We start from the raw sequence: 13,899 nt of genomic DNA, 5'->3' as shown, positions 1-13,899 counted from the left end.
CCTGTTCCATGAACCCGGCCGCTATGCAACAAGCCAACCCGATCAAGATCGCCATCCTGGCCATGGGCGGCCAGGGCGGCGGCGTGTTGGCCGACTGGATCGTCGACATGGCCGAGCACGCCGGCTGGTGGGCCCAGACCACCTCGGTGCCCGGCGTGGCCCAGCGCACCGGCGCCACCATCTATTACCTGGAATTGCTGCCGGAATCCGAGGTGCAGCGCGCCGGACGGCAGCCCGCCCTGGCGCTGATGCCGACCCCGGGCGACGTCGACCTCGTGGTCGCCGCCGAACTGATGGAAGGCGGCCGCGCCATCCAGCGCGGGCTGGTCACGCCCGAACGCACGGTGCTGCTGACCTCTTCGCACCGCAGCTACGCGGTCAGCGAAAAATCCGCGCCCGGCAACGGCATCGCCGATCCGAACAAGGTGCTGGAAGCCGGCCGCGCCGCGGCCAAGCGCTTCCTCTGCTTCGACCTGCAGGACCTGGCCGACCGCGCCGGCAGCGTCATCAGCGCCAGCCTGTTCGGCGCGGTGGCCGGCAGCGGCGCGCTGCCGTTCTCGCGCGACGATTTCGAAGCCACGGTGCGCCGTGCCGGACTGGGGGTGGAAGCCAGCCTGCGCGCCTTTGCGCTGGGCTATGAATCCGCCGACCAGGCGCCCGCGCAGCCTGCCCCCATCGATCTGGCGCGCCCTGTGCCGGCCGTGCCCGAACGCGCCGCCAGCCCCAAGGCGCAAGCCCTGCTGGATACGGTCAAACGCGACTTCCCCGTCTGTGCGCAGCCCATGCTGACCGTGGGCGTGCGCCGCCAGATCGAATTCCAGGACCTGGCCTATGCCGCCGAGTACCTGCGCCGCATGAAGGCCATCCGCGACCTGGACGCCGCCCATGGCGGCGAAGCGCGCCAATGGGCGCTGACCTGTGCCGCCGCGCGCTACGTGGCCACGGCCATGGCCTACGACGACGTGATCCGCGTAGCCGACCTGAAGACCCGCGCCACCCGCTTTGACCGCGTGCGCCAGGAAGTGGGCGCGCGCCCCGACCAGCTGGTCTACACCACGGAATTCATGCACCCGCGCCTGGAAGAGATCTGCGGCACGCTGCCCGCCGGGCTGGGCCGCTGGCTCGAAGGCTCCAAGGCCTTCGGCGGCTTCGTCGAGCGCCGCCTGGGCCATGGCCGCCGCATGCAGAGCGGCACGCTGGGCGGCTTCCTGATGCTGTACACGCTGGCCGGCATGCGGCGCTTCCGCCGCAGCACGCTGCGCCACCAGGCCGAAGCCGCCGGCCTGGAACAGTGGCTGGACCTGATCGCCAGGCTGGCCCCGCGCGACTACGCGCTGGCCGTCGAAGCCGTCAACTGCCGCCGCCTGGTCAAGGGCTATAGCGACACGCACGTGCGCGGCGGCGGCAAGTACCGCCAGTTGCTCGCCGCGGCGGAACAGCTGGTCGGCCGGCCCGACGCCGCCGAAACGCTGCGCTCGCTGCGCGAAACCGCGCTGGCCAATGAAAAATGCGGCCCCATGGAACGCCAGTTGGCTGACAAGCTGGCGGCCTGAGACAAGTAAAGATAGGGACAAATGCCGTGCAGACACTGAAACTCATCGTCCGGGAAGTCCGGCAGGAATCGCCGCTGATCCGTTCGTTCCGGCTGGCGCGCGAAGACGCCGGCCCCCTGCCCGCCTTCGGGCCGGGCGCGCACCTGAAGGTGACGGTGCCGGGCCTGCGCGAGCCGCGCTGCTATTCGCTGGTGCAATTGGCGCCCGAGGCCGGCAAGTTCGCCCAGCCGGCGGAATACCGCCTGGGCGTGCGCCTGGAAGAAACCAGCCAGGGCGGATCGCGCCACATGCACGCGCTGGCCGAGGGCGACACGCTCACGGTCGAAGGCCCGAAGAACGACTTCCCGCTGCACGAATCGCCCGCCGGCGACGAACCCGTGGTGCTGATCGCGGGCGGCATCGGCATCACGCCCGTGGCGTCCATGGCGGCCGCGCTCAAGGCCGCGGGCCGCGCCTTCCACCTGCACTACTGTGGCCGCAGCAAGGACCAGCTGGCCTTCCTGCCCGAGCTGCAAGCCCTGGCAGGAGACGACCTGAGCCTGCACGCCGACGACGATCCGACCTGCCGCTTTGACCTGCAGGCGCTGCTGGAAGCCTCGTCGCCGCGCCAGCACCTGTACGTCTGCGGCCCCAAGGGCCTGATCGACGCGGTCATCCAGGGCGCCCGCGCGCGCCACTGGCCGGATGCCCACATCCATTTCGAACTCTTCGTCACCGCCGCGCCGCAGGCCGGCGACCAGCCCTTCGAAGTCGAACTGCGCCAGTCCGGCCGGGTGCTGACCATTCCCGCCGACAAGACCATCGTCGACGTGATGGAAGAGGAAGGCTGCGACCCGATGTACGACTGCAAGCGCGGCGAATGCGGCGTCTGCCAGGCCGCCGTGCTGGAAGGCGAACCCGACCACCGCGACTACTACCTCTCGGACACCGAGAAGGCCAGCGGCAAGATCATCCAGATCTGCATCTCGCGCGCGAAATCGGCGCGCCTGGTGCTGGACCTGTAGCCCGACGCAAGGAAGCGCCACCATGGCCAAATATCGCGACAATCCCGACGCCATCCGCGCCCTGCTGCGCGACACCGAGGTGCACAAGGACCTGTTCATCGACCAGGAGCTGTTCGAGCTGGAGATGGAACGCCTGTACGCCAACACCTGGGCCTACGTGGGCCACGACAGCCAGGTGCCCAATCCCGGCGACTACATCACCACCACGGTCGGCAACCAGCCGGTGGTGATGGTGCGCCACAGCGACCGCTCGGTGCGGGTGCTGCACAACCGCTGTCCGCACAAGGGCACCATGGTGGCGGGCGATGCCTGCGGCAATACCGGCAAGTTCTTCCGCTGCCCTTACCACGCCTGGACCTTCAAGACCGACGGCAGCCTGCTGTCCATTCCGCTGAAGAAGGGCTACGAGAACACCGGTCTGGAAAACTGCGAAGCCAGCCAGGGCATGGCCGCCGTGAAGGACGTGAAGAACCATCGCGGCTTCGTGTTCTGCCGCCTGAACCCGGAAGGCCAGTCCTTCGAGGACTTCTTCGGCGAATCGCTCTCCACCCTGGACAATATGGTGGACCGCTCGCCCGAAGGCCGGTTGGAAGTCGCCGGCGGCGTGCTGCGCTACATGCACCGCTGCAACTGGAAGATGCTGGTCGACAACCAGACCGACACCTGCCACCCGATGGTGGCGCACGAATCGTCGGCCGGCACCGCCGTCAAGGTCTGGGAGCAGGCGCCGGAAGGCACGCCCAAACCCATGGCGGTGGAACTGTTCGCGCCCTTCATCTCGCCCTACGAGTTCTTCGAGAACATGGGCATACGCGTATGGGAAAACGGCCACGGCCATACCGGCGTGGCGGACTCCATCCATGCCTCGTACTCCGGCGTGCCGGGCTACTGGGATTCGATGGTCGCGGCCTATGGCGAGGAGCGCGCCAAAGAGATCCTGGGCGACGTGCGCCACAACACCGTGTACTTCCCCAACATCATGGTCAAGGGTCCGATCCAGACGTTGCGCATCTTCAAGCCGATCGCCGCCGACCGCACGCTGGTGGAATCCTGGACCTTCCGCCTGGTGGGCGCGCCCGACCTTCTGCTGGAACGCACGCTCATGTACAACCGCCTCATCAACGCCCCGACTTCCGTGGTCGGGCACGACGACCTGGAAATGTACGAGCGCGCGCAGGACGGCCTGCAATCGCGCGCGCGGGACTGGGTCAACGTGGGCCGGCTGTACTCGCCCGACGAACTCGGCCAGAAAAACGTCGCCACCAATGGCACCAATGAATGGCAGATGCGCAACCAATACCGCGCATGGGGCCGCTACATGACCGGACCGGAGTCGGTATGAGCGCAAGCGACCGCGAGTTGATCGATTTTGTCTACGCCGAAGCGCGCATGCTGGACGAGCTGCGCTTCGAGGACTGGCTGAACCTGTACACCGAAGACGGCTATTACTGGATGCCGCTGGCCCATGGCCAGACCGACCCGAAGCTGCACGCCTCGTTGATGTACGAAGACAAGCTGCTGCTGCGCGTGCGCGTGGAGCGCCTGGCCGGCCAGCGCACCTTCTCGCAGCAACCCAAGAGCCGCTGCCATCACCTGCTGCAGGCGCCCATGGTGGAGCATGGCCATCCCGATGCCGCGCCCGCCGAAGGCCGCCACGTGGTGCGCACCGCCTTCCATTACGTCGAAACGCGGCACGACACGCAGACGCTGTACGCGGGCTGGGCCACCCACCATCTGGTGGAACAGGATGGCGCCCTGCGCATCCGCCTGAAACGCGTCGACCTCGTCAACTGCGATTCGGCCTTCGGCAATATCCAATTGTTCATGTAGGAGCGGCTTGTGAGCACCACCGTCCATCAGGCATTCCGCGACACCGCGGCCCGCTACGGCGCCCAGCCCTTTCTGTGCATCCTGCCGGAAACCGCGCAGGCCTACGGCATCGCCGCCGGCGAGCTGGCCTACGCCCAGGCCGCCGAGGCCATCGAGACCCTGCGCGCAGCCTATGCCCGCGCCGGCTACGGCCACGGCCACCGCGCCGGCCTGCTGCTGGAGAACCGCCCCGCCTTCTTCCTGCACTGGTTCGCGCTGAACGCGCTGGGCGTGTCGGTGGTGCCCATCAATCCCGATCTGCGCGCGGCTGAACTCGAATACCTGACGGGACACTCGGAGATCGCGCTGGCCGTGGCGTTGCCCGAACGCCACGCCGACCTGCTGGCCGCCGCGCAGCGCGCCGGCCGCGAACTGCGGGTGATGGGCCCGGACGATACGCCGCCCGCCGCGCCGTTTGCGGCGCCGCTGGCCGACAGCGAACCCGGCGTGCTGAGCGAATGCGCGTTGCTTTACACGTCCGGCACCACCGGACGGCCCAAGGGCTGCATCCTGCCCAACCGCTATTTCCTGCACGCCGGCGGCTGGTACGCCCGCATCGGCGGCCTGTGCGAACTGCGCCCCGGCCAGGAACGCATGCTGACGCCGCTGCCCCTGGTCCACATGAACGCCATGGCGTATTCGGCCATGGCCATGGTGCTGACCGGCGGCTGCCTGATTCCGCTGGACCGCTTCCATCCCAAGACCTGGTGGGACAGCGTGCGCGACTCCGGCGCGACGGTGCTGCACTACCTGGGCGTCATGCCCGCCATCCTGATGAAGGCCGAACCCTCCGCGCGGGATAAACAGCCCGCCATCCGCTTCGGCTTCGGCGCCGGCGTGGACCGCAAGCTGCACCAGCCTTTCGAAGAGCGCTTCGGTTTCCCCCTGCTGGAAGCCTGGGCCATGACCGAGACCGGCGCAGGCGCGGTCATCATCGCCAACCACGAACCGCGCCATATCGGCAGCAGCTGTTTCGGCCGCGAGGAAGATGACGTATTGGTGCGCATCGTCGCCGATTCCGGCGCGCAAGCCGCCGCCGGCGAACCCGGCGAACTGCTGGTGCGCCACGCCGGCGACGATCCGCGCTATGGCTTCTTTGCCGGCTATCTCAAGGACGAGGAAGCCACTACCCAGGCCTGGGAGGACGGCTGGTTCCACACCGGCGACATCGTACGCCGCGACGCTGACGGCGCGCTGCGCTTCGTGGATCGCAAGAAGAACGTCATCCGCCGCAGCGGCGAGAACATCTCCGCGGTGGAAGTGGAAAGCGTGCTGCTGCAGCATCCGCTGGTGAAGGCCGTGGCGGTCGCCGCCGTACCCGACGCGGTGCGCGGCGACGAAGTGCTGGCCTGCGTGGTGCCCGAGAGCCTGCCGGCCGAGGGCGACGCCATGGAACAGGCCGCCCGCAGCATCGTGCAATGGAGCCTGGAACAGCTGGCCTATTACAAGGCGCCCGGCTACGTCGCCTTCGTCGACAGCCTGCCGCTGACCACCACCAACAAAATCCAGCGCGGCGAAATGAAAGCCCTGGCGCCCACGCTGCCCGGCACGGCCCGCTGCGTGGACACCGGCCACATGAAGAAACGCCAGGAGCCCGCGCGATGAGCCGCCTTGGCTATGAAGGCGTGGTGGCGGCCCTGCCCGTCACCATTCCGTATGAGCGCTATTCCACCCATGCCGCCCACTGGTGGCTGGGGCGGGCGCTGGGCGCGCTGATCCGGCAAGCGGGCGTAGCCAAGACCGAGGTGGACGGGCTCTGCGTGTCCAGCTTCACCCTGGCGCCCGACACTGCCGTCGGCCTGGTGCAGCACCTGGGCATGAGCCCGCGCTGGCTGGACCACCTCCCCATGGGCGGCGCCAGCGGCGTGGCGGCGTTGCGCCGCGCAGCCCGCGCCGTGCAGGCCGGCGACGCGAACATCGTGGCCTGCATCGCGGGCGACACCAATCACGTGGACTCGTTCCGCAACACCGTCAGCCAGTTCTCGCGCTTCGCGCAGGACGCGGTCTACCCTTACGGCGCAGGCGGCCCCAACGCCAGCTTCGCACTGCTGACCGCCAACTACATGCGCACGACCGGCGCCACCCGCGCAGACTTCGGCAAGCTGTGCGTGGCGCAGCGCGACAACGCCCTGCGCTATCCGCACGCGCTGATGAAAAAGCCGCTGACCTTGGCCCAGTATCTGGACGCCCGCGTCATTACCGACCCGATACACCTGTTCGATTGCGTGATGCCTTGCGCCGGCGCCGATGGTTTCCTGGTCATGAGCGAGGAGCGGGCGTGCGCGCTGAACCTGCCTTACGCGCGCATCCTCTCCACCATCGAACGCCACAACGCCTGGATCGAAGATCCGATCCAGACGCGCGGCGGCTGGACCATGGACCTGGACGAGCTGTATGGCCTGGCCAACTCGCAGCCGGCCGACATGGATTTTCTGCAAGCTTATGACGACTACCCCGTCATCAACCTGATGCAGATGGAAGACCTGGGCTTCTGCCAGAAGGGCTCGGCCCCGGACTTCGTGCGCAGCCACAGCTTCACCGTGGACGGCAGCTTTCCCTTCAACACCAACGGCGGCCAGCTGTCGGTGGGCCAGGCCGGTGCGGCCGGCGGCTATCTGGGCATGGTGGAAGCGCTGCGCCAATTGAGCGGCACGGCCGGCGGCACGCAGGTGGCCGACGCCCGCCTCGGCATGGTCAGCGGCTTCGGCATGATCAATTACGACCGCGGCCTGTGCACCGCCGCGGCCATCCTGGCTAGGAGCGACGCATGACCGAACCCTTGGCCAAGCCGCCCCGCAAGAACCCGATCGCCCGCACCCGCCAGCCGACCCTGCCGCCAGGCTGGCGCAGCCGCAGCGCGCTGGGGCTGACCGCCGCCGCGGCCGAGGGCCGCTTCGACCTGCAGACCTGCGCCGACTGCGGCGCGGTCCAGTATCCGCCCCGCGAAGTCTGCGGCCACTGCCTGTCCGAGCGCCTGCCCTGGCGTCCGGCCGACCCCAGCGGCGTGCTGCTGGTCAGCACCACCCTGCATCACAGCAACGACCTGTATTTCCGCGAACGCCTGCCCTGGCGCGTGGGCACGGTGCGCATGACGGCCGGCCCTTCGGTGGTGGCGCACGTGCACCAGGACTGCGCCGACGGCGCCCGCGTGCGCCTGGCGCTGAAGCTGGACCGCAGCGGCCAGGCCGTGATGATCGCCCTGCCTGAAAGGAACACGCCGAACATGGAAGACGACAAGACCCTGCGCGAAACCTCGTGCGATCCGAAATTCCGCCGCGCGCTGGTCACCGACGGCAAGTCGGCGGTGGGCCAGGCCGTGGCGCGCGCCCTGCTGGACGCCGGCTGCCCGACCGTGTTCCTGGGCGACCCGCAAGCCTGGAAGCGCGACGCCGCCTTCGAGGCGCTGGCGGCCGACCCGCGCGTGCAGGCGGTCGTGCTGGACGTGACCGATACTGATTCCGTCGAGCGCGTCGCCGCCTCTATCGGCGGCAAGGTCGAGATCCTGGTGAACACCGCCGACCTGGAACGCGAAGGCGGCCTGCTGAACCGCAAGGACGTCAACACGGCGCGCGACGCCATGGACGTGAACGTGCTGGGGCTGATGCGCCTGGCACAGAGCTTCGGCCCGGCGCTATGCGGCCGCGCCGCGGATGGTGTCAACAGCGCCACAGCCTGGGTCAACGTGCTGTCCATCTACGCCCACATGAATCTGCCGTCGCGCGGCATGTGGTCGGCCTCCAAGGCGGCCGCGCTGTCCCTGGCGCAATGCCTGCGCGCCGAGATGCGCGGCGCGGGCGTGCGGGTGGTGAACGTGTTCCCCGGGCCGGTGGATCACGAATGGGAGCAGCGCACGCCGCCCCCGCGCGTGGCGCCCGCGGCGATAGCCGCCGCCATCGTGCGCGCGCTGAAGGAAGGCATCGAGGACGTCTACGTCGGCGATGTCGCGCAGGAATTCCGCGCCCGGCTGGCGGAAAACCCCAAGGGACTGGAACGGGAGCTGGGCGCCTGACGGCTGCCCGTCCCCGACAACGCACCAACCGAGAGGAACAGCACATGAGCCAAAACATTCTTGCCCAATTCATGGCCGAACTGATGTCCGGCCGCATCCGCGTGGTGGACCTGACCGAGACGCTGACGCCGGAGTTCCCGACCATCGTGCTGCCGCCGGAGTTCGGCCAGGCCTGGCCGTTCCGCATCGAAGAGATCTCGCGCTATGACGAGCGCGGACCCGCCTGGTACTGGAACAACTTCTCGTGTTCCGAACACACCGGCACCCACTTCGACGCCCCGGCCCACTGGGTCACGGGCAAGGACCAGCCCGACAATACCGTGGACACCATCCCGGTCGAAGCCTTCATCGCCAGCGCCTGCGTCATCGACTGCTCGGCCGAGTCTCGCGACAATCCGGACTTCCTGCTGACCGTGGACTTCGTGAAGAAATGGGAAGAGCGGCACGGCCGCATTCCCGCGCGTTCCTGGGTGTTGATGCGCACCGACTGGTCCAAGCGCGCCAAGCCCGCCGACTACCTGAACCTGCAGGAAGACGGCGCGCACTCGCCCGGCCCGGATGCGGAAGTGGTGCCCTGGCTGATCAAGGAGCGCGACGTGCACGGCTTCGGCACCGAGTCGGTGGGCACCGACGCGGGCCAGGCGCAGCACCTGGATCCCCCCTATCCCTGCCACTACTACATGCACGGCAACAACCGCTACGGCCTGCAGTGCATGACCAACCTGGACCAGTTGCCGCCCACCGGCGCGGTGATCTTTTCGGCGCCGCTCAAGATCCGCAGCGGCTCGGGCAGCCCGCTGCGCGTGCTGGCGCTGGCGCCCAAGGCCTGAGCCGGCCGCGCCTGAACCGGCCGCACGACAACGACAACAGGGGGAATTCCATGACGCACACCAACGTCGCCATCGTCACCGGCGGCAGCGCCGGCATCGGCGCCGAAATCTGCCGCAGCATGCTGGACGCAGGCTACGAAGTGATTTCCATGGCGCGCCGCGCCGCCGACTTCAGCCACCCGCGCCTGCACAATGTGCAAGTGGACCTGCTGGACGCCGAAGCCACCGCACAGGCCGGCGCGGAAGCCGCGGCGAAGTTTCCGATCAGCCACATCATCCACAACGCCGGCGTCATCTGGCCCAACCTGCTGCCGCAAGTCACGCAGGAAGAGCTGCACGGCCTGACGCAGATCCACCTGGGCGCCGCCATCAGCCTGGTGCAGGCCGCCCTGCCCGGCATGCAGGAACGCAAGTTCGGCCGCATCGTGATGATGTCCTCGCGCGGCGCGCTAGGCCTGCCGACCCGCACCGCCTATTCGGCCACCAAGGCCGGCATGGTGGGGATGGCGCGCACCTGGTCGCTGGAACTGGCGCCGTATGGCATCACGGTCAACGTGGTGGCCCCCGGCCCGATCCAGACCGACATGTTCTACGAGGTCATCGAGCCCGGCAGCGAACGCGAGAAGCAACTGGCCGCCGGCATTCCAGTCAAGCGCCTGGGCCGCTCGGATGATGTGGCCCGCGCCGTCATGTTCTTCTCGGATCCGGCCAACAGCTTCGTCACCGGCCAGACGCTGTTCGTCTGCGGCGGCGCCAGCGTCAGCTCCATCACCATCTGAACGCGCTTCGGGTTTTGACGGATAGGTAAGCACTGCGGACCGGGTCTACAGTGCGTAGCCTGCGCACAGAAAGTTTAAGCAACAAGTATTAGCGCAATCCAAGCCATTCCAGCAGTACCTGTTTTCTCCGTTTTCCAGCCGCACCCCCACCCTGCTCCCTATCCGGAGGTTTTGCCATGCTGTCGAAGAAACTCCCCCTGGCCGCGGCCGCCGCGGTAGCCGCGCTGTTCGCCCTGCCCGCCCTGGCCCAAGTCAAGGTCGGCGTCGTCACCTCGTCCACCGGCCCCACGGCGCTGGTGGGGATACCCCAGAAGAACACCGTGCCGCTGCTGCCGAAGAAGATCGGCGACCTGACCGTGGAGTACATCTCGCTGGATGACGCCAGCGATTCCACCAACTCGGTGACGGCCTTCAAGAAGCTGATCTCGGAACAGAACGTCGATGCGCTGATCGGCCCGTCGGGTTCGCCCAACGCCATGGGCGTGATCCAGTTCGCGGCCGAGGCCGGCGTGCCGATGCTGGCGCCGGTGGGCACCGCCGCGGTGGTGCTGCCCATGAACGAACAGAAGAAGTGGGTCTTCAAGACCACCCAGAACGACGACATCATCGCGCGCGCGCTGGTCGACCACATGGTCAAGACGGGCATCAAGACGGTTGGCTTCATCGGCCTGAACGATCCCTACGGCGAAAACTGGTCCAAGGTCTTCGCGGGCCTGGCCGCTGAAAAGGGCATCAAGATCACGGCCAACGAGCGCTACCTGCGCTTCGACAGCTCGGTCACGGGCCAGGCGCTGAAGATCCTGGCCGCCAAGCCGGACGCGGTACTGGTGGCTGCCCCCGGCGCCGCCAGCGTGTTGCCGCAAACGACGCTGTTCGATCAGGGCTACAAGGGCAAGTTCTACCAGACCCATGGCGCGGCCCTGCCCGACTTCCTGAAGCTGGGCGGCAAAAAGGTCGAAGGCACGGTGCTGGCCGCGAGCCTGATGCTGGTGCTGCCGGAAATGCCGGACAGCAACCCGTCCAAGAAGGTCGCCGCCGACTACATCGCCGCCTACGAAAAGCTCAACGGCTCCAAGCCGGCCACCTTCGGCGCCAACGTCTACGACGCCGGCCTGCTGCTGGAAAAAGCCGTGCCGATCGCCGAGAAGGCTGGCAAGCCGGGCACCAAGGAGTTCCGCAACGCGCTGCGCGATGCGCTGGAACAGACCAAGGAGCTGGTCGGCACCCAGGGCGTCTACAACATGACGGCCGCCGACCACAGCGGCTTCGACGACCGCGGCCGCGAACTCATCACCGTCAAGGACGGCGCCTGGACATTGGTGAAGTAGTCCCCCCCCGAAGCGCTGCGCGCTTCCCCCCAGGGGGCATGCCTGCGGACCGGCAGAGCCGGCTCCGCGGCATCCCGATAGGGTGCGCAGAGTTTGCTCCGTAGGAGCGCGGATAGGAGGTGACGTGCCTGCCGTGCTTGTCTGTCTTACCCGGAATTTCGCATGAATGCTCAGATTGCCCTGATACTCGGGCAGGACGGCATCACCAACGGCGCCATCTATGCGCTGCTGGCCTTGTCCATCCTGCTGGTCTTTACCGTCACCCGCGTGCTGTTCATCCCGCAAGGCGAGTTCGTCGCGTTCGGCGCGCTGACCATGGCCGCGCTCCAGGCCGGCAAGCCGGTGCTGCTGGTGTGGCTGCTGTTCGCCTTCGCAGTGGCCGAGGTCGGCGCCGATCTGCTGGCGCGCCGCAAGCGGCCGGGACGCAACCGCGGCGCCTGGCGCATGGCCGCCAAACTAGCCTATCCGCTGGCGCTGGCCGCGCTGTTCTACAAGCTGCCGCTGGCCCAGCTACCGATGGCGGTGCAGGCGTTGCTGACGCTGCTGCTGCTGGTGCCGATGGGACCGCAGCTGTATCGATTGTTCTACCAGCCCATCGCGTCGGCCTCGACGCTGGTGCTGCTGATCGTCTCCATTGCCGTGCACCTGGCGCTGGTCGGCCTGGGACTGCTGGCTTTCGGCGCCGAAGGCGCCCGCACCGCGCCGTTCAGCGACGCCAGCCTGGCGCTGGGACCCTTGAACGTCAATAGCCAGGCGCTGTGGGTGGTGGCTGTGTCGGCGCTGCTCATCATCGTGCTCTATCAGTTCTTCGAACGCTCGATGTACGGCAAGGCACTGCGCGCGGCCGCCTTCAACCGGCTGGGCGCGCGGCTGATGGGCATATCGCCGATCTTCGCCGGCAAGGCCACATTCTTCCTGGCCGCATTGATCGGCACGGTCTCGGGCATCCTGATCGCCCCCATCACCACCATGTATTTCGACTCCGGCTTCATGGTCAGCCTGAAGGGCTTCGTGGGCGCCATCATCGGCGGCCTGGTGAGCTATCCGCTGGCCGCGGCCGGCGCCATCCTGGTCGGCCTGATCGAGGCCTTCTCCTCGTTCTGGGCCAGCGCCTACAAAGAAATCATCGTGTTCACGCTGATCATCCCCGTGCTGCTCTGGCGTTCACTGAAAAGCCATCACGTCGAGGAAGAAGACGAATGAACCCGCGCCACATCCTCCTCGCATTCCTGGCGCTGCTGGCCCTGGCGCCGCTGGCGCTGCCGCCGTTCTACGTCACGCTGCTGAACTACATCGGCCTGTATGCCATGGTGGCGCTGGGCCTGGTGCTGCTGACCGGCGTCGGCGGCCTGACCAGCTTCGGGCAGGCCGCCTTCGTGGGCGTGGGCGCCTACACCACCGCGCTGCTGACCACCCGCGCCGATACGCTGCCGTCCTGGCTGGCATGGCTGGGCTCCTCGCCCTGGCTGACCTTGCTGGCCGGACTGGCGCTGACCGTGGTCATCGCCTACCTGCTGGGCGCGATCACGCTGAAGCTGTCGGGCCATTTCCTGCCGCTGGGCACGATCGCCTGGGGCCTGTCGCTGTACTTCGTCTTCGGCTCGGTCGAGGGCCTGGGCGGCCATACCGGCATCCCGGACATTCCCGCCATCAGCCTGTTCGGCTGGACCCTGAACCAGGGCGACAACATCTACTACCTGATCTGGGCCTTCCTGCTGGTGGCCGTGTGGTCCACCCAGAACCTGCTGGATTCGCGCGAAGGCCGCGCCATCCGCGCGCTCAAGGGCGGCCGCGTGATGGCCGAATCCATGGGCGTGGACACGGCCCGCTCGCGCATGGTGATCTTCATCATCGCGGCGCTGCAGGCCTGCGCCTCGGGCTGGCTATATGCGCACATGCAGCGCTTCGTGAACCCCAACCCCTTCGGCTTGCAGATGGGCATCGAATACCTGTTCATGACCGTCATCGGCGGCGCGGGACAGGTCTGGGGCGCGCTGGTCGGCGCGGGCGTCTTCACCGTGCTCAAGCAATGGTTGCAAGACTGGATGCCCAAGCTGCTGGGCCAGACCGGCAACTTCGAGGTGATCGTGTTCGGCTTCGGCATGGTGCTGCTGCTGCATCGCGCCCGCAGCGGCCTGTGGCCGGTGCTGACGCGCTGCGTGCCGGTGAAGAAGCAGCCGCGCAAGCTGGACATGAACGCCGAGCCGCTGCCGCGCAAGCCCATGCCGCCGCGCGGCGAGGTGGTGCTCAAGGCCGTGGACGTGACCCGCAAGTTCGGCGGCCTGGTCGCCAACAACGCCATGAACCTGGAGATCCGCGCGGGTGAAATCCTGGCGCTGATCGGGCCCAACGGCGCCGGCAAGAGCACCATGTTCAACCAGATCTCCGGCGTGGACACGCCGACCTCGGGCACGGTGACGCTGCTGGGCCAGTCCGTGGCCGGCGCCGGCGCGCGCCGCATCGCGCGGCTGGGCCTGTCGCGCACCTTCCAGCACGTGCGCCTGCTGGGCCGCATGAGCGTGCTGGA

12 protein-coding genes are annotated in these 13,899 nt (G+C 67.8%); all 12 read left to right on the top strand.

From position 1 onward, the window contains the following. Positions 1 to 8 precede the first annotated feature (8 nt). Positions 9 to 1,553: an indolepyruvate oxidoreductase subunit beta family protein gene (locus tag WBB14_RS22525; RefSeq protein WP_424241807.1), complete on the top strand. Its 1,545-nt coding sequence runs from the start codon at positions 9 to 11 to the stop codon at positions 1,551 to 1,553. A 26-nt stretch (positions 1,554 to 1,579) separates the two neighbouring features. Continuing rightward, positions 1,580 to 2,557, top strand: coding sequence for a PDR/VanB family oxidoreductase (locus WBB14_RS22520; RefSeq protein ID WP_424241806.1), 978 nt, complete (start codon positions 1,580 to 1,582; stop codon positions 2,555 to 2,557). 22 nt (positions 2,558 to 2,579) lie between these two features. Beyond that, a complete protein-coding gene (locus WBB14_RS22515) occupies positions 2,580 to 3,899 on the top strand; it encodes an aromatic ring-hydroxylating dioxygenase subunit alpha (protein WP_424241805.1) in 1,320 nt (439 codons plus the stop codon). Then, positions 3,896 to 4,387, top strand: coding sequence for an aromatic-ring-hydroxylating dioxygenase subunit beta (locus WBB14_RS22510; RefSeq protein ID WP_424241804.1), 492 nt, complete (start codon positions 3,896 to 3,898; stop codon positions 4,385 to 4,387). Before WBB14_RS22515 ends, WBB14_RS22510 begins: the two co-directional genes overlap by 4 nt. 9 nt (positions 4,388 to 4,396) lie before the next feature. Then, entirely contained in the window at positions 4,397 to 6,031 is a 1,635-nt protein-coding gene (locus WBB14_RS22505; protein ID WP_424241803.1) for an AMP-binding protein, read from the top strand. Continuing rightward, a complete protein-coding gene (locus tag WBB14_RS22500; protein ID WP_424241802.1) occupies positions 6,028 to 7,197 on the top strand; it encodes a thiolase family protein in 1,170 nt (389 codons plus the stop codon). Before WBB14_RS22505 ends, WBB14_RS22500 begins: the two co-directional genes overlap by 4 nt. After that, positions 7,194 to 8,435, top strand: a complete 1,242-nt coding sequence (locus tag WBB14_RS22495; protein ID WP_424241801.1) for an SDR family NAD(P)-dependent oxidoreductase — start codon at positions 7,194 to 7,196, stop codon at positions 8,433 to 8,435. Before WBB14_RS22500 ends, WBB14_RS22495 begins: the two co-directional genes overlap by 4 nt. 44 nt (positions 8,436 to 8,479) lie before the next feature. Then, positions 8,480 to 9,265, top strand: a complete 786-nt coding sequence (locus WBB14_RS22490) for a cyclase family protein (protein ID WP_175205216.1) — start codon at positions 8,480 to 8,482, stop codon at positions 9,263 to 9,265. A 50-nt stretch (positions 9,266 to 9,315) separates the two neighbouring features. Further along, complete coding sequence (locus tag WBB14_RS22485; RefSeq protein ID WP_424241800.1) at positions 9,316 to 10,044, top strand: SDR family NAD(P)-dependent oxidoreductase; 729 nt, start codon at positions 9,316 to 9,318, stop codon at positions 10,042 to 10,044. Positions 10,045 to 10,220: 176 nt separating this feature from the next. Beyond that, positions 10,221 to 11,372 carry an ABC transporter substrate-binding protein gene (locus tag WBB14_RS22480; protein ID WP_013391688.1) on the top strand — a complete coding sequence of 384 codons (1,152 nt, stop codon included), beginning with the start codon at positions 10,221 to 10,223 and terminating at the stop codon, positions 11,370 to 11,372. 162 nt (positions 11,373 to 11,534) lie between these two features. Beyond that, a complete protein-coding gene (locus tag WBB14_RS22475; RefSeq protein ID WP_424241799.1) occupies positions 11,535 to 12,575 on the top strand; it encodes a branched-chain amino acid ABC transporter permease in 1,041 nt (346 codons plus the stop codon). Beyond that, positions 12,572 to 13,899, top strand: a 1,328-nt coding sequence (locus tag WBB14_RS22470; RefSeq protein WP_424241798.1) for an ABC transporter permease subunit, incomplete at its 3' end; no start/stop codon positions are given. The genes WBB14_RS22475 and WBB14_RS22470, both read left to right, overlap by 4 nt.

The sequence above is a fragment of the Achromobacter sp. genome, assembly GCF_049647645.1.
In the GTDB taxonomy this organism is placed as follows: domain Bacteria; phylum Pseudomonadota; class Gammaproteobacteria; order Burkholderiales; family Burkholderiaceae_B; genus Achromobacter.
This window is presented reverse-complemented; position numbering and strand designations above follow the sequence as displayed.

Coding starts and splice junctions, on each gene's coding strand:
- WBB14_RS22485 (WP_424241800.1), top strand. CDS start 9,316: ATGACGCACACCAACGTCGCCATCGTCACCGGCGGCAGCGCCGGCATC.
- WBB14_RS22510 (WP_424241804.1), top strand. CDS start 3,896: ATGAGCGCAAGCGACCGCGAGTTGATCGATTTTGTCTACGCCGAAGCG.
- WBB14_RS22495 (WP_424241801.1), top strand. CDS start 7,194: ATGACCGAACCCTTGGCCAAGCCGCCCCGCAAGAACCCGATCGCCCGC.
- WBB14_RS22480 (WP_013391688.1), top strand. CDS start 10,221: ATGCTGTCGAAGAAACTCCCCCTGGCCGCGGCCGCCGCGGTAGCCGCG.
- WBB14_RS22515 (WP_424241805.1), top strand. CDS start 2,580: ATGGCCAAATATCGCGACAATCCCGACGCCATCCGCGCCCTGCTGCGC.
- WBB14_RS22500 (WP_424241802.1), top strand. CDS start 6,028: ATGAGCCGCCTTGGCTATGAAGGCGTGGTGGCGGCCCTGCCCGTCACC.
- WBB14_RS22490 (WP_175205216.1), top strand. CDS start 8,480: ATGAGCCAAAACATTCTTGCCCAATTCATGGCCGAACTGATGTCCGGC.
- WBB14_RS22525 (WP_424241807.1), top strand. CDS start 9: ATGAACCCGGCCGCTATGCAACAAGCCAACCCGATCAAGATCGCCATC.
- WBB14_RS22475 (WP_424241799.1), top strand. CDS start 11,535: ATGAATGCTCAGATTGCCCTGATACTCGGGCAGGACGGCATCACCAAC.